Raw genomic sequence first — 17,610 nt, forward strand, 5'->3', positions numbered from 1 at the left:
CGCCCGTCGTGACGTAAGAGTTTCCTGAGAGTCGTTACAATGGTGGAGTCCGGCTGCGCGCCGGCCACAACCATTGACCTCTCCGCCGGATCACCACTCTGGCGTGACGCCGCACGACACCGTCACGAAAGGGCGTACGTGGCAGCCACCGATACACGTCAGACTGCTGATTCTCCATCAGAGTCAGAGCCACAATCTTCAGCCGTGGAGGCGGCCACCGTCACAGCTCCGGCCGCCAAGAAGGCACCGGCGAAGAAGGCCCCCGCCAAGAAGGCAGCAGCTAAGAAGGCCCCCGCCAAGAAGGCTCCGGCGAAGAAGGCAGCAGCAAAGAAGGCCAGCCCCAAGAAGGCCGGGGATCCTGATGTAGAAGACGGCGACGTCGAGTTGGAAGACATCGACATCACAGACGGAGACCTCGAAGAGGTCGAGGTCGTCGCAGTCGGCGAGGACGAAGAGCCCGCCACCGAGGAACCGACCGACAAGGACAAGGCGTCCGGCGACTTCGTCTGGGACGAGGAAGAGTCCGAGGCACTTCGCCAGGCTCGTAAGGATGCCGAACTCACGGCGTCCGCCGACTCCGTTCGCGCGTACCTCAAGCAGATCGGCAAGGTCGCGCTCCTCAACGCCGAGGAGGAAGTCGAACTCGCCAAGCGCATCGAAGCCGGTCTGTATGCCGTGCAGATCATGCAGGATCTTGCTGACAAGGGCGAAAAGCTGCCCGCCGCTCAGCGCCGCGACATGAGCTGGATCTGCCGCGACGGCAACCGCGCCAAGAATCACCTCCTCGAAGCCAACCTCCGTCTCGTCGTCTCGCTCGCAAAGCGATACACGGGCCGCGGCATGGCGTTCTTGGACCTCATCCAGGAAGGCAACCTGGGCCTGATCCGTGCAGTCGAGAAGTTCGACTACACCAAGGGCTACAAGTTCTCGACCTACGCAACGTGGTGGATCCGTCAGGCCATCACCCGCGCTATGGCCGACCAGGCCCGCACCATCCGTATCCCGGTGCACATGGTCGAGGTCATCAACAAGCTCGGCCGTATCCAGCGTGAGCTGCTCCAGGACCTGGGCCGTGAGCCCACGCCGGAAGAGCTTGCCAAGGAAATGGACATCACGCCGGAGAAGGTGCTGGAAATCCAGCAGTACGCGCGTGAGCCCATCTCTCTCGACCAGACCATCGGCGACGAGGGTGACAGCCAGCTCGGTGACTTCATCGAAGACTCGGAAGCTGTTGTCGCAGTCGACGCCGTCTCGTTCACCTTGCTGCAGGATCAGCTGCAGTCGGTCCTCGAGACGCTCTCCGAGCGCGAGGCCGGCGTTGTTCGCCTGCGCTTCGGCCTCACGGACGGCCAGCCGAGGACTTTAGACGAAATCGGACAGGTCTACGGCGTCACGCGTGAGCGTATCCGCCAGATCGAATCGAAGACGATGTCGAAGCTGCGCCACCCGTCGCGTTCGCAGGTTCTGCGCGACTACCTCGACTAGCCACACCAGCTCCACGCAGAAGAGCCGCTCCCCTGTTCACCGGGGAGCGGCTCTTCTGTCTCGATTCGCTCCTGTGTCAGGCCAAGAGTTTGTCTTTGAGCTGCGCGATATCGTCCGCGCTCAACTGCAGTCCGTCCCGAACGTAGTTGTCGAAACCGCCGTACACCCGCTCGACCGTCGCAAACGACGTATCCAGCCACGACTGCTCCACACCGTCGACGAAGGCAATGCCGGTGCGGGGACCGGCGAGGTACTGGTTGCTCAGCATGTAGTCGGCGTTCACGTCTTCCCGGGACACACCGAGCAGTGTCAGCAGAACCGCGGTCATCCAGCCCGTACGGTCCTTTCCTGCCGAACAGTGGTACAGGACACCGCCGTCCGTGTTCGCGATATTCGTCAGTGCGTCGTGGAAGGCTCGGCCGGCCCCGGGATCACTCACCATCAGTGTGTACATCGACGGCATATCCAACAGTGCCGGCAAGTTCGCCGGGTTGGTCCCGATCACGTCGAACCAATTGCTCCCGGCACCCTCCGGGATGCGGTCCGGGGACATGGCGCGTTCGACGACCGTCCGGAAGTCGTCGACCGACACCACGCCGCGCTGTTGCAGCGCCACAAGATCCGACGGGCTCAGCTTGTCGAGTGCATTGGTCCGGAAGACCTGTCCCATCCGGACGGTGTGCCCGTCCGCAGTTCGGAACCCGCCCACATCCCTCGCATTGGACGCCCCCTCGAGGTGCAGTGATCGATCCACGACCACCTGCGCGGCCGAGACGTCTTGGTCTGCGGTGGGAATCCCGCCCGCAAAGGCGGGAACCGGCGCACACGCAATCAAGATGGCACACGCCACTGTCGCGACGGGACGAGCGAATCCATTACTCATCGAAACAGGATATTTTCGCAATCAGGACTTTGTGCGAACTTTGATGTACAACGAGGTGACCGGTTCGACAACTCGCGCCGCCACAGGACCGATCACGGCCATCAGAAGCACGTAGGCCGTTGCGAGTGCGGCAAGTTCCGGTTCCACGGCGCCTGCCGACACTGCCAGACCGGCGATGATGATCGAGAACTCGCCGCGGGCGATCAGTGCCGCACCCGCCCTGGCCTGACCCATCCGGGCCACACCCTGACGCTTGGCCGCCCATGCCCCGGTGATCAGTTTCGTGAGCGCGGTGACGACGGCCAGAATCGCGGCCCACCCGAGTACCGGCGGAATTGTGCTCGGATCGGTGCTGAGTCCGAACACCACGAAGAACATCGCCGCAAAAAGATCACGAAGGGGCTCGAGCACCCGACTGGCGTTATGAGCGGTCGAACCCGAAATCGCGATACCGAGCAGGAAGGCCCCCACCGCCGCGGAGACCTGCATCGCAGAACTGACGCCGGCCACCAGCAGCGCAGCACCGAGCAACTTGAGAAGCAATGTCTCGCTGTCCGGACTGTCCAGCAGAGCGGAGACGTACCGTCCGTATCGCAAGGCCACCACCAACACGACTGTGATGACCAACAGCGAAATTCCGACAGCTTCGAGTCCGCCCATGAAGCTGACACCCGCGAGCATCGCCGTCAGGATCGGCAGATACACCGCCATCGCAAGATCCTCGAACACGAGAATCGAGAGGACGACCGGTGTTTCGCGGTTGCCCAGGCGTCCGAGGTCGCTGAGAACTTTCGCGATGATTCCCGACGACGAGATGTAAGTGACACCGGCCATGACTGTGGCACCGACAACACCCCACCCGAGCATCAGACCGACGACGGCACCAGGGGTGGCGTTGAGAACGATGTCGACGATGCCGGCAACGCGCGATCGTTTGAGCCCGGTCATCAATTCGGCTGCGGTGTACTCGAGCCCCAACAGGAGCAGGAGAAGCACGATGCCGATTTCGCTTGCGAGGTGAGCAAATTCGCCGATGTCGCCGAGTTGGATGAATCCACCCTGACCGAAGCACAGGCCACCGATCAGGTAGAACGGGATCGGCGACATGCCGAATCGTGCTGCGAGCCTTCCCAGAAGTCCTAGCGCGAAGAAGACCGCGCCCAGTTCGATGAGTGCAAGTGTGGTTGTATCCACCTGCCCGTCAGCCGTTGGTCAGGATTTTTGCAGCGGCAGCCAAGCCGTCGGGTGTACCGACTGCCACCAGCAGATCGCCTCCGGTAAACGTGTAGTCGGGGTTCGGCGACGGATTCACCTGACCGGCACGCATCACAGCGACGATCGAGACGCCGGTGCGTGTCCGCATCCCGGTATCGCCGAGTGTCTGTCCGTCGTAGCGGGAACCGTCCTTGATGTACAGCTGTTTGGTTCTGATCCCGGGTATGTCGCTGTGTTCGTCTTCGAGCTGGGCCACAAGCTGCGGCGCACCGAGCAGGTTGCTCAGTGCAGCGGCCTCTTCCGTGGTGAGCGGCAAGGACGCGGCGCACGCATCCGGATCGTTTTCCTTGGACACGATGAGGTCCGTATGTCCGTCACGATGAGTGACGACACCCACGCGGCGACCGGAAGCCAGGACAAAATCCTTACGAGTCCCGATGCCCGGCAGAGGGGTGACTTCTACATTCATATATCAACGGTAGCGCCGATCTGTGACAAGTTTCGCAGGAGGGCGAAATTATCGTCGGCCGGCGCCGCGAGGCAGGTTCGATCGCGTCACCGCAACGCCGCAAACGCACCGTTCTCGTCGCGAACGTACGCAGTAACGGCAGTGACAGCGGCGACGGGAATCGGTCCGAACAGATGCGGGAAACGCATCGAATCGGGATCCGACGGCACTCCCGGTTCCCACTTGACTTCAGCTCCCAGCCGAGCCGGATCCAGGGCGAGCAACACTATGTCGTCCCGGCCCGCGAAGATCCGGTTGGCCGGCAGATGAACCTGCATGGGCGTCGACATGTGCACAAAGCCCTCAGCGGCAAATCCGTCCGGGACGCGCTCACCGATCTCCTGCGCGCGCTCCCATTCGGCCTGTGTGCACATATGGAGCAACTCGACCGATGCGTCGACATCCGTTCCGGATTCCTGGTTCATCGCCCCAGAATATCGCTCTGCACACGCGGAATTGAATCAGCTCTCAGCGAACAATTCTGGCTGAAGAATGCCTGCCCAGCGCATTTCCAGTGAGACACAACACTAAGAAACTCTTCTGGGAACAACCCATGAACGCCAAACGTCTGTAAGAGTGGATCTACCGCGCCATTCCGACGCGGCGGACCAGGCCCCAGGCACGCGGCACGAAAGCCGTCAAGCCAGTACGGAGGAGTCATGCCCGGAACACTGACCAGCCCACAGTTGACCGCTGCCGACCGGTGCGACCGGTGCGGTGCCGGAGCACGCGTACGCGCCGTGCTTCCCACCGGCGGCGAGCTTCTCTTCTGCGGACACCACGCAACCGAACACGCGGATCGACTTCGCGAGATGAATGCCGTCGTCTCCGAGAGCGAACCCGCAAACTAACCTGTCAGCCGGGGGTGGCCTCTTCGCGAGGCGCACCATGAACGCCGAAACGGGCGATCACAATCACTGTGATCGCCCGTTTTGCCGTCTGCAGGATTTCTACCAGCTACGCAGAATCGCAATGCGCTCGGTGAGCTGATCGACCGTCGCGATTGCCGTCGGCGGGCCACCGCACACGCGACGCAGTTCGGCGTGAATGATTCCGTGGGGCCGTCCGGTGCGGTGCACGTTCATCGCGACCAGGCCGTTCAGCTCACGTCGCAAAGCACCCAGTTGGTCGGCCGTTGCGGCACGTTCCGCGACCACTGCGGCGGTCGGCGCCGGAGCGGCCGCTTTGGCGGTGTTGTTGTTTACCTGCTCAGCCTGGCGTTGACGCAGAAGTGCACGCATCTGATCGGGATCGAGCAGACCGGGCAGACCGAGATAGTCGGCTTCCTCGTCGCTGCCGGAGAAGGTGGCGGTTCCGAACGAGGCGCCGTCGTAGATCACCTGGTCGAGCTCGGCATCGGCGCCGAGCGACGTGAACGCCTTTTCTTCCTCGCCGAGTTCGTCCTTCTGCTTGTTGGCGTCCGCGAGGAGATCGTCGTCGAGACCGTCCTTTTCGCGATGCGGCTTGCCCAGGACGTGATCGCGCTGAGCCTCCAACTGCGCCGCAAGGTCCAACAGAACCGGTACCGACGGCAGGAAAACGCTGGCGGTCTCACCTTTCCGCCGCGAACGCACGAATCGTCCGATGGCCTGCGCGAAGTACAGGGGTGTCGATGCACTGGTCGCGTACACGCCGACGGCCAGACGCGGAACGTCCACGCCCTCCGACACCATACGCACCGCAACCATCCATTTCTGATCGCTCGCACCGAATTCCGCAATGCGCTTGGACGCGGTGGGGTCGTCGGAGAGAACCACAGTGGGCTCCTCCCCCGTGATTGCCGTCAATGCCTTGGCATATTCGCGAGCAACAGTCTGATCGGTGGCGATGACCAATCCACCGGCGTCTGGCATACCGGTGGAACGCAGCTGCCCCAAACGCGTGTCTGCTGCTTGCAGGACGGCGGGAATCCAATCGCCGGCAGGGTCGAGTGCGGTACGCCAGGCTCGGGCGGTCTGCTCTGCACTGAGCGGCTCACCGAGCCTGGCGGTGAATTCTTCGCCGGCGTTGTTGCGCCAGCGGGCCTCACCGGAATACGCGAGGAAGACAACCGGACGGACAACACCGTCCTTGAGCGCGTCCGAGTAGCCGTAGGAATGATCGGCTTTGGAGCGCAGCAATCCCTCTTTGTCAGGCTCGTACTGAATGAAAGGTATTGCGCTGTCATCACTTCGGAACGGAGTTCCGGTCAGCGCCAGACGCCGGGTGGCGTCACCGAACGCCTCCTGGATTGCCTCGCCCCAACTTTTTGCATCGCCGCCGTGGTGGATCTCGTCGAGAATGACGAGGGTCTTGCGACCTTCGGTCCGGACCCGGTGCTTCGTGGGATGCGCCGCCACCTGTGCATATGTCAGAACAACGCCGTGATAGTCGCTCGACGTCTGGCCGGTGGAGTTGGAGAACCGTGAATCCAACGACAAGCCTGAACGCTGGGCCGATTCTGCCCACTGATGCTTGAGGTGCTCGGTGGGAGCAACGACGGTGATCTGGTCGACGGTCCGGTCGCGAAGCAGTTCAGACGCCACCCGCAGAGCAAATGTCGTCTTACCGGCACCCGGGGTTGCCACCGCGAGGAAATCCCGAGGACTGCTTGCCAAGTACTTGGTGAGTGCACGCCGCTGCCACGCGCGAAGCGACCCCGTCGATGCCGTCGGTTGCGCTCCGGCACTCTCGGTCGAGTTGTTCACTTCGGCTGCCCCTGTCACTTCTGTCGCCGTTGTCTCAGACGTCATAAGCGCGCCTCCGCTGGAATCGCACTATTGCCTCGCGCTCCTAGATTTTTCATGAATGTCCGGCGACGAGCCTAACTGTCGCTACCGACGAAAGCCGCACCCGAAGCACCCGGGCATGGCCGGATTCACTACCGGTGCCCTCCCGCGGCGAGGTTTCACGAGATCGGGGGCGCAACCCTCGCCGCGGAAAAATATGCGACACGGCGACGCCGCGGTTGGGCATCGGGGCGTGTCATCAGGAATGCTGGAGTGATCATGAGCGAAGAGGCGGGCCCGAAGACGCACGGAAGTGATCTGCATCACCGCAGATGGCATCCGCTGCGCCGCACGGGCCAACTGATCGGCCGCACTCTGAGCAAGGCCTGGGACGACTCGATCTTCGCCAAAGCCGCAACAGCCGCATTCTGGCAGACACTCTCACTTGCCCCGCTATTGCTGGGGTTGCTCGGCATGATCGGCTACATCGGCGGCTGGTTCGGACCGAACACCGTCGAGATCATCGAGTCGAAGATCGTCACGTTCAGCGGAACGATCTTCAGCGAAAGCGTCGTCGATCAGATCATCAGGCCGACGGTCACCGACGTTCTCCAACGTGGCCGGCCGGAAATCATCTCGGTCGGGTTCCTGCTGTCACTGTGGGCCGGTTCGTCGGCGATCTCGACGTTCGTGGATTCGATCGTCGAAGCGCACGGGCAGAAGGACGCGCGTAACCCGATCTGGCAACGGATTTTTGCCCTGCTGCTCTACGTGATGTTCCTCGGGCTGGCCGTATTCATCCTGCCGATGGTCGCGCTCGGTCCGACGATGATCGGCCGTGTGCTGCCGCCGTCGTGGTACGACGTGGGCTCGCACCTCGTCGACACGTTCTACTACCCGGCCGTTGGCTTGCTGGTCATCATCGGTTTGACAACGCTGTACAAAGTCGCGTTGCCGAAGTCCCTGCCGTGGCATCGACTTCTTGCCGGCGCACTGGTCGCGGGTGTGTTCTTCATGGCCGCGAGCACCGGGTTGCGCTGGTACCTGGGCTTTGTCACCGGCACCGGCTACACCTACGGAGCCTTGGCTACGCCGATCGCCTTCCTGCTGTTCACCTTCTTCCTCGGCTTCGCGGTAGTACTCGGAGCCGAGTTCAACGCAACGGTGCAGGAATTCTGGCCGGCGCGAGCGACGCGGCTCGAACAGGTCCGCGAGTGGCTGGCCGCACAACAGGAGGACGACAACAGCGCAGGGCCGGTGACCACTCTGACGTGGCACCTGGCAACCAGTCCGATTCGGGTGTCCGGTGACAAAGCCGATCCGGCAGCAGTGCCGACGTACGGCCGACCGCGAAGTCGGCGGGCCAACTCGGAGGGCAAGGATTGTGTCGGCATGGGAGCAGAGTCGAACTCGGCGACCGACTGCGCTGACACTGTCGAGTCGCCGAGTTCGGAGAACGGGTCGGATCCGGCGCAGCGAGGCCGGTCCCGATTACCCGGTCATTCGCCTTTGCGAAGTCCTTCGTAGATCTTCTTGCAGTCGGGGCAAACAGGCGATCCCGGCTTCGCCGACTTGGTGACCGGAAAGACCTCGCCGCACAGTGCAACCACATGGGTGCCCATCACTGCGCTTTCGGCGATCTTGTTCTTCTTGACGTAGTGAAAGACCTTCGGGGTGTCGTCATCGGTCGTTTCGTCGGTCGAGACGTCGGGACGTTCCTTGGTTTGGGTGCTCATACCTCCAATAATGCCGTCTCCGCGAGCGCGGTGCGACCGTCGGGCCGCGTGTGCAATTGTCGGCCGAGAGTGGAACAGTGGAGCTATGGCACGAAATGGCGCGTTCGGTCACTCCGACGAAGCCGGAACACCCGACAATCCCGTACTGATCACCGAAGCACAGTTGTCCATCGACGAGCAGCACAAAGCGCGCGTGCGGAAGTACATGACGATCATGGCTTTCCGTTTCCCCGCGTTGATTCTGGCTGCTATCGCGTATGGCATTTGGGAGAACGGCTGGGTCTCGATGCTGATCATCGGAGCGTCCATCCCACTTCCGTGGATCGCGGTCCTCATCGCAAACGATCGACCACCGCGTACGAAGGACGAACCGAGTCGCTACGACGGCCGACGCCACAATGCCGGCGAGATCGAGTCCAGCCCACATCACATCATCGAGAGTTGACGCATCACCTGGGCGAAATCTGTCGCCTGCGAGAATGTCCGGGTGAGCACAACACTCCTGTCCATCACCCCTGCGCTGCGCACGGCACTGCTGCGCAATCAGTTCGACACCGACACCCTGCTCGAACTGCTCGGTTCGGAAGTTCATGCAGCGCTCGGTCGCAGTGAACCGGTTCCGGTGCGACGCGCGAGCCGTGAGCACGGTGACATCGGTGTTCTCATCCGGTTGTTCCTGCTGGCCGACGACTGTCCTCGCGAAGACGTCGCCGCCGCACTGGCGCCGCTGACCCTCGACGATGCGATAGCGGCTGGTCTGCTGGAAGACTCGGCCGACTCCGCTGTACGTGCCGCCGTGGATCTGCGGCCCATCGACGTCGGCGCCGGCGACCATTGGGTGATGTCGGACCTGGACGGCGGAATTCGGCCGAAGCAGTCCACGACCAGCGACCATGTCCTCGGCGTCGGGCACGCGTCACTGTCACTACTGCAAGCAACGCCGACCTCTCACGTCGGAAGCGTTCTCGACGTGGGCACCGGCTGCGGAATCCAGGCCCTGCACGCCAAGACCTACGCCGATTCCGTCACCGCGACGGATATCAACCAGCGCGCGATCGATCTCACCGCCGCAACCATGGCGCTCAACGGCCTCGACGTCGAGTTGCATCAGGGTTCGTGGTTCGAACCGATCGAAGGACGAACCTTCGACCAAGTAGTCGCCAATCCCCCGTTTGTCGTCGGCGAGGCACGCGTTCACCACACCTATCGAGATTCCGGTCTCGAACTCGACGGGGCCAGCGAACTGATGATCTCGCGATCCGTCGACTATCTGAATCCCGGTGGCACCGCAGCACTGCTCGCGTCGTGGGTGCATGTCGAAGGCGAAGACTGGCGATCGCGGATCGCATCGTGGCTCCCGGCACACGGCGTCGACGCCTGGGTGGTGCAACGTGATGTCGCGGATCCTGCGCTCTACGTCGGGACCTGGCTCAAGGACGGCGGCCAGGACCCGCGGGATCCCGCCACCGAGGAACGCGCCAATGCCTGGCTCGATCATCTCGAGGAGTCGAACGTAGAAGGAGTGGGATTCGGCTTCGTCTTCCTGCGCCGAACGGACGCTCCGACGGACTTGATGGCCGAGGACCTCCTCCACGGTTTCTCCGACCCGCTCGGACCGGAGGCGCTCGCGTACTTCGACCGTGTCGCATGGCTGCGTGAACACGACGTGTTGCAGGAACGGTTTGTCGTCGATCCGAACACCGCCCTCGAACGCGTCTATCTGCCCGGTGAGGAAGGGTGGCAGCAGGTTGTCACACGGATTCACCGTGGCAACGGACCACACTGGCAGCACGAGATCGACGACCTCGGTGCCGCACTACTGGCCGGGCTGCGGGCAGACGGACTTGTCGCCGGGGAATTGGTGGAACTTCTGGCCGCCGCGAACGGTGAAGACCCCGACGATCTGAGTGCCGGCGTCGTCGCTCTGCTCGTGTCACTCGTACGTCACGGATTGGTGTTGCCGGTCACGTAGCTCAGTTCCGATTGGGTTGCAGATTTTCGGGTTCTCAGCAACTTCTCAGGACGGTCGCGGGAACACAGCAGGTCAGAGCCATTTCGACGAAATCGCTGCGGGAACTATCTCGGAACTCTCACACGTTGAACCTTGTGAGAGACCGCCGATAGGGAGGCAAGTCATGACAAGCCCCAGCACCACTACTCGCATTCGTCCGAGCGCTGCGGATCTGGACGCCCAGAGCCCGTCAGCGGACCTGGTCCGTGTCTATCTGAACGGAATCGGTCGCACCGCACTGCTGACAGCAGCAGACGAAGTCGAACTGGCGAAGCGAATCGAAGCGGGGCTGTACGCCAGCCACGTTCTGGCTACGGGAAAGCGCCTGACAGCTGCCAAGAAGAGGGATCTCGCAACTATCGTTCGCGAGGGAGAGTCGGCACGTAGCCACCTCCTGGAAGCGAACCTGCGACTCGTCGTATCGCTGGCCAAGCGATACACCGGACGCGGCATGCCGCTCCTGGATCTGATCCAGGAGGGAAACCTCGGTCTGATCCGTGCGATGGAGAAGTTCGACTACGCCAAGGGCTTCAAGTTCTCGACGTACGCCACCTGGTGGATTCGCCAGGCCATCACGCGCGGAATGGCTGATCAGAGCCGCACCATCCGCCTACCAGTCCATCTTGTCGAGCAGGTCAACAAGCTGGCCCGCATCAAACGCGAACTCCATCAGCAGCTCGGACGCGAAGCGACCGACGAGGAATTAGCGGAAGAGTCGGGAATCCCGGCGCACAAGATCGCCGATCTCCTCGACCACAGCCGCGACCCGGTAAGCCTGGACATGCCGGTCGGCAGCGACGAAGAAGCACCATTGGGTGACTTCATCGAAGATGCCGAGGCAACGTCGGCCGAGAACGCCGTCATCGCCGGTTTGCTGCACAGTGACGTCCGCAGCGTGCTCGGCACCCTCGACGAACGTGAGCAGCAGGTCATTCGTCTGCGCTACGGCCTCGACGACGGTCAGCCGCGCACCCTCGACCAGATCGGCAAGCTCTTCGGGCTCTCCCGCGAGCGGGTGCGTCAGATCGAGCGCGAGGTCATGGGCAAGCTTCGTGTCGGCGATCGTGCCGAGAAGCTGCGCTCCTACGCCAGCTGATCGCGGCGTCGTGTGACATAACACACCGGCCACCGTATGTTCTCCCATCGGGAACGTACGGTGGCCGGTTTTTCTGTGTCTGACGCGGGCGGTCAGCGCAGTCGTCTGGGTCCCAGATCCACGGCGCTCGGTTCCGGCCCGATGCGCACGCGGGCGTCGGTGATCTCGGCACCGACCGCCGATGCCAGTACCGGCTCGCAGGCGAGCTCCCGAACTTCGGGGATATCGTCGGCCAACGTCGAGATTCGCTGAACCAGATCCACCAGCGCACCCTTGTTGACGGGGACGGCGTTGCGGTATCCGGAGAGCAGCGGCGCGGCTTTGGGGGCGTCGATCAATTCGGTGGCGGCGTCCTCGGTCAGCGGTAGGACTCGATAGGCACGATCACCGAGAAGATCCGAGATCACGCCGGCCAGACCGAACGAGATCAGTGAACCGAACGACGGGTCGTCCTGCACGGCCACAACACACCCGATGCCCTTGGGTGCCATTTTCTGCACGTGCAGGAGCGGCTCCCCCGAAGCGGCGGCCAGGTCGCTGTACGCAAGCCGAACGGAGTCCGGTCCGACCAGATCGAGGCGGACACCACCAAGATCCGGGCGGTGCCGCCACAGTTCACCGGTTGCCTTCACCACCACGGGGTACCCGAGTGCGTCGGCCGCCTCAACAGCTTCGTCGGCACTGAGGACCGAGCGGAATTCGACGACGTCGACGCCGTAGCACGCTAATAGTTCCGCCGCTTCGAAGTCGGAAAGCCAACGGCCGGGCGAGTTTTCGAGCCACGCGGCTACCATCTGGCGAGCCCGTTCGGAGTCGATTCCGGCGGGCCGCACCACCTTGGACGCGGGCTTACTTCGCCATTCGGCATATCTCCAGGCCCGCGCCAACGCCAGTGCCGCACGTTCGGGTCCCGGATACGACGGTACCGACCCGCGAGTCGGATTGCCGACGTCGTCACGGACCGTCAGCACCTCCGGCACACCTTCCGCAGCCAGGAACGTCGTGAGAATCGGCTTGTCCGATCCCTCGACCGCATCCTTGAGGGCCTTCGCGAAGGGTTCGACCGGGATGGCGACCGGCGGGACGAACACCGCGATGACGGCGTCGACGTCGAAGGACGCCAAGGCATCACGCACAGCGGCCGCGAACAACTCGGGACTGGCCTGCGCTCCCAGGTCGATCGGATCGCTGACTTGGAGCCCTTCGCTGCGAGCCGCGTCCGCGGCCAGCACACCAAGAGCGGTGGAGTTGCCGATGACGGCCAGACGCGGACCGGCCGGCAACGGTTGATAACCGAACAGCAGTGCGCAGTCGAACAATTGGGAGATGGACCCGACCTGGATGACACCCGCCTGTTCGAACAGAGCGCGAACCACAGAGTCGTCGATCTCGACTCCGGTGGCCGCGAGCACCGGCGGTACTGCGTGGCGTCCACTCTTGACCGCGACGATCGGCTTCTTGCGCGCCACCCGCCGTGCGATCCGGGAGAACTTTCGTGGGTTACCGAAGCTCTCCAGGTACAGGAGCACCACTTCGGTGGACTGATCCGAATCCCAGTACTGCAGAAGGTCATTTCCGGATACGTCGGCGCGGTTACCGGCAGAGACGAAGGCCGACAGCCCGATTCGACTGCGCGCGGCCTCGTCGAGGATCGCGATTCCCAAAGCACCGGACTGGCAGAAGAAGCCGACGTTGCCCGCGGTGGGAAGAACCGGTGCCAGCGTCGCGTTCAGGGAGATCGCCGGATCGTTGTTTGCCACTCCCAGCGCATTGGGTCCGATGAGACGCATCCCGTGCGCACGTGCGGCGTGGACGAGCTTTCGCTCCGATGTGCGACCGTCCGGGCCGCTGTCGCTGAACCCCGACGACACGACGACCAGGGCCTTGACGCCCTTGTCGAGGCAGTCGTCGAGAACCGAACTGATGGATTCGGCCGGGACGGCAACAACCGCCAGGTCGACATCGTCGGGAATCTCACGAACAGTCTTGTAGGCCCGAACTCCGTGCACCGAACGGTGTTCGGCGTTGACCGGATAGACCGGACCGGTGAACCCGCCGCGCAGGAGATTGGTCAGAACCGCGTTACCGACCTTCGCCGGGTCGGCCGACGCCCCGATCACGGCCACGGACCGTGGACTGAGTACGTTGCCCATACTCCGGGCCTCAGCCGCCCGCTCCCGGGAATTACGCACGGACACAAGGGCTTCCGTGGGGTCGATCGCGAATTCGAGGCGCAGCACTCCCCCGTCGAACGATCGACTGACCTGATACCCGGCTTCACGGAACACAGTGACCATGTTGCGGTTCTCGGACAGAACCTCGGCCACGAACATCGTCAGCCCGTTCTCCGCCGCAGCAGCAGCCAGATACTCGAGCAAGATGGGGCCCAGGCCGCGCCCTTGATGGGCGTCGGCAACAACAAACGCCACCTCCGCCGACTTGCCGTCACCGACGTCGATGAGCCGCTCGTACCGGCCGACGGCGATGATCTCGTCGCCGAGCATCATGACAAACGCGACCCGGTTGTGGTGATCGACCGTCGTGAAGTTCGTGACGTCGCGCTTGGACATCGTGGGGTACGGACCGAAGTACCGCAGGTACCGCGTGCGCTCGGAGAGCTTTCCGTGGAAATCGACAAGCTTGTCCGCGTCCTCGGGAACGATCGGCCGCAGGGCAACTGCGCCGCCGTCCGACGCGAGCACGTCGACAACCCATTCATGGGGATAGTTGTGCGCCGCGTCCACCGCAGCGGCAGCCTTGGCTTCGGTGTCGGACTTGGGGCCGGTGTCGGACTTGGAGCCGGTATCGGATTTGGGGTCGGACTGTTCAGTCACGGGGATCCTCCGGGTCGAGTCCGAGAAGCGGAAACGCAGCGCGGCGCGTCGCGATGATGGCGGAATCGATGCGGGTGAGCGCTCGGTCCACCGACGCCACTCCCGTCTCGGGTGTACCGCCGGGCCCGTCCCACTTCGAGAAGTTGATGTCGCCGCCGTCCCCCATGGTCTCGGGAAGTTCCACGCCAGGGGCCATCGCCCCGGTCTTTTCCTTCCACCCGTCCGGAAGCGTCGTATTCACGTCGATGTCACGATCGAGCGCAGCTGCGATGAGATGCGTCCACGCCCGTGGCACGATCCGCACCAGTCCGTATCCGCCGCCACCGACCGCCAGCCATCGACCTTCGCTGTAGCGGTCGGCGAGATCACGCATCGCGAGAAACGCGGCTCGTTGACCGTCGACGGTCAATGCCAGATCGGCCAGCGGATCTTCCCGATGCGAGTCGACGCCGCATTGGCTGATGATGATCTGCGGCCGGAACGCGGCGATCGCGCCGGGCACCACCGCGTGAAATGCCCGCAGCCACAATGCGTCCACGGTTCCCGGCAGTACCGGGATGTTGACAGCCGTTCCCTCCGCTGCGCCGTCCCCGACTTCGCTTGACCACCCGGTATTCGGCCACAGTGTTGCCGGATGCTGATGCAGGGACACCGTCAAGACTCGCGGGTCGCCGAGAAATGCGTGCTGCACACCGTCACCGTGATGTGCGTCGACGTCGATGTACGCGATGCGGTCGTATCCGTTGTCGAGGAGCCAGGAGATCGCAACGGCCGCATCGTTGTACACGCAGAATCCCGATGCCCAGTCGGCCATCGCGTGATGCATTCCGCCGCCGATACTGACGGCACGACGGGTGCGGCCCGACGCGATTTCCTTGGCAGCGGCCAGGGAACCACCGGCAAGAATTGCGCTCGCCTCGTGCATCTGCGGGAAAACCGGGTTGTCCTCGGTCCCGAGACCGTGGGGAACATCCGCGCCGGTAACACCGTTGGAAGCAGAATGGCCGGCCGATTTGACGGCGGCAACGTACGCGGGCGTGTGTATGCGGAGGAGGTCGACGTCGCTGGCAGGTGTGGGTTCGAGGAACTCGATACCCTCGAGCAGTCCGAGGCCACGGGAGAGTTCCATCGTCAGGTCGAGGCGGGTCGGATTCATCGGGTGATCGTTACTCCACCGATAACTCAGGTACTCCGGACTCCACACCACAACTCGATTTGCTCGAGGCGTCGTGGGGTCCTCGTCAGATCTGATCGAGGCGGTCATGGGAACACGCTACTTCGTGTTGGATTCGTGCCGTGCACCACACTGTTCAGCTCGTGTGCGCAGGCCGCCGCACCAGGGATGTCGGCGCCGGCCGAGCAGCTGGACTCGCCGCTGATCGAGCGGCACAAGTTTCCGGAACCGAACGGTAGAATGACCGTTGACGAAGGGGTTGAGTGTGAAGGATCTAGTCGACACCACGGAGATGTATCTCCGGACGATCTACGACTTGGAAGAAGAGGGCGTTGTCCCACTCCGGGCGCGGATCGCCGAACGGCTCGAACAGAGCGGACCCACCGTCAGCCAGACTGTTGCGCGCATGGAGCGTGACGGATTGCTGATGGTTGCCGGCGATCGACACCTGGAGCTCACCGACAAGGGCCGCGACCTGGCCGTTTCGGTCATGCGTAAGCACCGCTTGGCAGAACGACTGCTGGTGGACATCATCGGCTTGAAGTGGGAAGACGTGCATGCCGAGGCGTGCCGCTGGGAGCATGTGATGAGCGAGGACGTCGAGCGCCGCCTCGTCGTCGTGCTGAACAACCCCACCACATCGCCGTACGGTAATCCCATTCCCGGGCTGGATCAGCTGGGCCTCGACGGCCCGAGCAATCCTGCCGAGACCTTGATGCGTCTCACCGACGTTCCGGCGGGCAAGCCGACGGCCGTGGTTGTGCGCAGGCTCGCCGAGCACGTGCAGTCCGATCCCGATGTGATCGCGCAGCTGCGCGACGCAGGCGTTGTTCCGGATGCCCGCGTGACCGTTGAGACCCGCCCAGGTTCGGTCACCATCATCGTGCCCGGCCACGACGGTGTGGAATTGGCAGAAGAAATGGCGCACGCCGTACAGGTAAAGCTGGTCTGAGGAATTTCATGAAACTTTTGGTCACCGGCGGTGCCGGCTATGTCGGCAGTGTCTGCAGCACAGTGCTACTCGAACGCGGACACGAGGTCGTTGTGATCGACGACCTCTCCACCGGAAATGCCGATGCCGTCCCCGCAGGTGCCGACTTCATCGAAGGTGATGTAGCGGAGACGGCTGCGAAGGTCCTCGGCAACTCCCCGATTTTTGACGGCGTACTGCACTTTGCCGCGCAGTCACTTGTCGGCGAATCGGTGCTCCATCCCGAAAAGTACTGGCAGGGCAATGTCGTCACAACCCTCGCGCTCCTCGAGGCCATTCGGGCCTCTCGGACTCCGAGGTTGGTGTTCTCGTCGACGGCGGCGACGTACGGCGAGCCGGAGCAGACTCCGATCATGGAGACTGCTCCGACTCGGCCTACAAATCCATACGGGGCATCCAAGCTTGCCATCGACCACGCGATCACGTCGTATTCCGTCGCGCACGGTCTAGCCGCCACCAGCCTGCGATACTTCAATGTTGCGGGTGCGTACAAGTCTGCTGGTGAAAACCGGGTTGTCGAAACACATCTGATCCCGTTGATCCTGCAGGTTGCGCTGGGGCAGCGAGACAAGATCGCGGTCTTCGGCACCGATTGGCCCACGCCCGACGGCACTGCTGTGCGGGACTACATCCACGTGCTCGATCTGGCCGAGGCTCATCTTCTCGCGTTGGAGAAGTCCACACCATCCGAGCATCGCATCTACAACCTCGGTAGCGGCGCCGGATTCAGCGTCCGCGAGGTTATTGCGTCGTGTGCTCGGGTGACCGGACTTCCGATCAACGTCGAGGATGCTCCACGCCGCCTCGGCGATCCCGCCGTTTTGATCGCGTCCAGCGACAAGGCAATTGCCGAACTGGGGTGGACACCGACACGCACCGATCTGGACGTCATCGTCGCGGATGCTTGGCAGTTCCTGCAGGACCTCGGTTCTGCATCGCACTCTGCTCGGTAGATCTGCGACTCTCCAG

16 protein-coding genes are annotated in these 17,610 nt (G+C 63.1%); 8 read left to right on the forward strand and 8 right to left on the reverse strand.

Annotation, left to right across the window (positions count from 1 at the left end; genetic code table 11):
• Positions 1-39 precede the first annotated feature (39 nt).
• The gene (locus ACFRFQ_RS19525; RefSeq protein ID WP_378661029.1) at positions 40-1,485 is read left to right on the forward strand and encodes an RNA polymerase sigma factor; all 1,446 of its coding nucleotides are present in this window, start codon (positions 40-42) and stop codon (positions 1,483-1,485) included.
• 76 nt (positions 1,486-1,561) lie between these two features.
• Here the strand turns inward: ACFRFQ_RS19525 and ACFRFQ_RS19530 are convergent, their stop codons facing one another.
• The 4 genes from ACFRFQ_RS19530 to ACFRFQ_RS19545 all read right to left on the reverse strand — a co-directional run bounded on the left by ACFRFQ_RS19530 (position 1,562) and on the right by ACFRFQ_RS19545 (position 4,516).
• Complete coding sequence (locus tag ACFRFQ_RS19530; protein ID WP_378661032.1) at positions 1,562-2,368, reverse strand: tyrosine-protein phosphatase; 807 nt, start codon at positions 2,366-2,368, stop codon at positions 1,562-1,564.
• 21 nt (positions 2,369-2,389) lie between these two features.
• Positions 2,390-3,562, reverse strand: a complete 1,173-nt coding sequence (locus ACFRFQ_RS19535) for a cation:proton antiporter (RefSeq protein ID WP_138868201.1) — start codon at positions 3,560-3,562, stop codon at positions 2,390-2,392.
• A gap of 7 nt (positions 3,563-3,569) precedes the next feature.
• A complete protein-coding gene (locus ACFRFQ_RS19540) occupies positions 3,570-4,052 on the reverse strand; it encodes a cation:proton antiporter regulatory subunit (protein WP_033234782.1) in 483 nt (160 codons plus the stop codon).
• An 86-nt stretch (positions 4,053-4,138) separates the two neighbouring features.
• Positions 4,139-4,516 carry a DUF952 domain-containing protein gene (locus ACFRFQ_RS19545; RefSeq protein ID WP_378661036.1) on the reverse strand — a complete coding sequence of 126 codons (378 nt, stop codon included), beginning with the start codon at positions 4,514-4,516 and terminating at the stop codon, positions 4,139-4,141.
• Between the two features lie 234 nt (positions 4,517-4,750).
• On the opposite strand from ACFRFQ_RS19545, the gene ACFRFQ_RS19550 reads away from it, so the two are divergent.
• Positions 4,751-4,942, forward strand: a complete 192-nt coding sequence (locus tag ACFRFQ_RS19550; protein ID WP_033234784.1) for a hypothetical protein — start codon at positions 4,751-4,753, stop codon at positions 4,940-4,942.
• Positions 4,943-5,041: 99 nt separating this feature from the next.
• Here the strand turns inward: ACFRFQ_RS19550 and ACFRFQ_RS19555 are convergent, their stop codons facing one another.
• On the reverse strand, positions 5,042-6,823 hold the full coding sequence (locus tag ACFRFQ_RS19555) for a DEAD/DEAH box helicase (RefSeq protein WP_138868199.1): 1,782 nt from the start codon (positions 6,821-6,823) through the stop codon (positions 5,042-5,044).
• A gap of 255 nt (positions 6,824-7,078) precedes the next feature.
• Here ACFRFQ_RS19555 and ACFRFQ_RS19560 point away from each other — a divergent pair, with 255 nt between their 5' ends.
• On the forward strand, positions 7,079-8,326 hold the full coding sequence (locus ACFRFQ_RS19560; RefSeq protein ID WP_378661039.1) for a YihY/virulence factor BrkB family protein: 1,248 nt from the start codon (positions 7,079-7,081) through the stop codon (positions 8,324-8,326).
• Here ACFRFQ_RS19560 and ACFRFQ_RS19565 read toward each other — a convergent pair.
• Positions 8,299-8,535 (reverse strand): DUF3039 domain-containing protein, encoded by a 237-nt coding sequence (locus tag ACFRFQ_RS19565; protein WP_033234787.1) that lies wholly within the window; start codon positions 8,533-8,535, stop codon positions 8,299-8,301. The two genes, ACFRFQ_RS19560 and ACFRFQ_RS19565, sit on opposite strands and share 28 nt — an antisense overlap.
• An 85-nt stretch (positions 8,536-8,620) precedes the next feature.
• Between ACFRFQ_RS19565 and ACFRFQ_RS19570 the strand changes: the two genes are divergently transcribed.
• The 3 genes from ACFRFQ_RS19570 (at position 8,621) to ACFRFQ_RS19580 (ending at position 11,642) form a co-directional block, all read left to right on the forward strand.
• Positions 8,621-8,980, forward strand: a complete 360-nt coding sequence (locus ACFRFQ_RS19570; RefSeq protein WP_138868196.1) for a DUF3099 domain-containing protein — start codon at positions 8,621-8,623, stop codon at positions 8,978-8,980.
• Positions 8,981-9,022: 42 nt separating this feature from the next.
• Entirely contained in the window at positions 9,023-10,507 is a 1,485-nt protein-coding gene (locus ACFRFQ_RS19575) for a methyltransferase (protein ID WP_378661042.1), read from the forward strand.
• A gap of 163 nt (positions 10,508-10,670) precedes the next feature.
• The gene (locus ACFRFQ_RS19580) at positions 10,671-11,642 is read left to right on the forward strand and encodes a sigma-70 family RNA polymerase sigma factor (RefSeq protein WP_138868194.1); all 972 of its coding nucleotides are present in this window, start codon (positions 10,671-10,673) and stop codon (positions 11,640-11,642) included.
• Positions 11,643-11,734: 92 nt separating this feature from the next.
• On the opposite strand, the gene ACFRFQ_RS19585 is transcribed toward ACFRFQ_RS19580, so the two are convergent.
• Together ACFRFQ_RS19585 and ACFRFQ_RS19590 are read right to left on the reverse strand one after the other, a co-directional pair.
• Complete coding sequence (locus ACFRFQ_RS19585) at positions 11,735-14,476, reverse strand: GNAT family N-acetyltransferase (protein WP_378661045.1); 2,742 nt, start codon at positions 14,474-14,476, stop codon at positions 11,735-11,737.
• A complete protein-coding gene (locus ACFRFQ_RS19590; protein ID WP_378661047.1) occupies positions 14,469-15,740 on the reverse strand; it encodes an acetoin utilization protein AcuC in 1,272 nt (423 codons plus the stop codon). Before ACFRFQ_RS19590 ends, ACFRFQ_RS19585 begins: the two co-directional genes overlap by 8 nt.
• Positions 15,741-15,915: 175 nt before the next feature.
• On the opposite strand from ACFRFQ_RS19590, the gene ACFRFQ_RS19595 reads away from it, so the two are divergent.
• Both ACFRFQ_RS19595 and galE read left to right on the forward strand, forming a co-directional pair.
• Positions 15,916-16,602: a metal-dependent transcriptional regulator gene (locus ACFRFQ_RS19595; protein ID WP_033234793.1), complete on the forward strand. Its 687-nt coding sequence runs from the start codon at positions 15,916-15,918 to the stop codon at positions 16,600-16,602.
• A gap of 8 nt (positions 16,603-16,610) precedes the next feature.
• The gene (galE, locus tag ACFRFQ_RS19600; protein ID WP_138868191.1) at positions 16,611-17,594 is read left to right on the forward strand and encodes a UDP-glucose 4-epimerase GalE; all 984 of its coding nucleotides are present in this window, start codon (positions 16,611-16,613) and stop codon (positions 17,592-17,594) included.
• Positions 17,595-17,610 lie beyond the last annotated feature (16 nt).

The organism is Rhodococcus sp. NPDC056743, from assembly GCF_042790355.1.
Taxonomy (GTDB): Bacteria; Actinomycetota; Actinomycetes; order Mycobacteriales; family Mycobacteriaceae; genus Rhodococcus_F.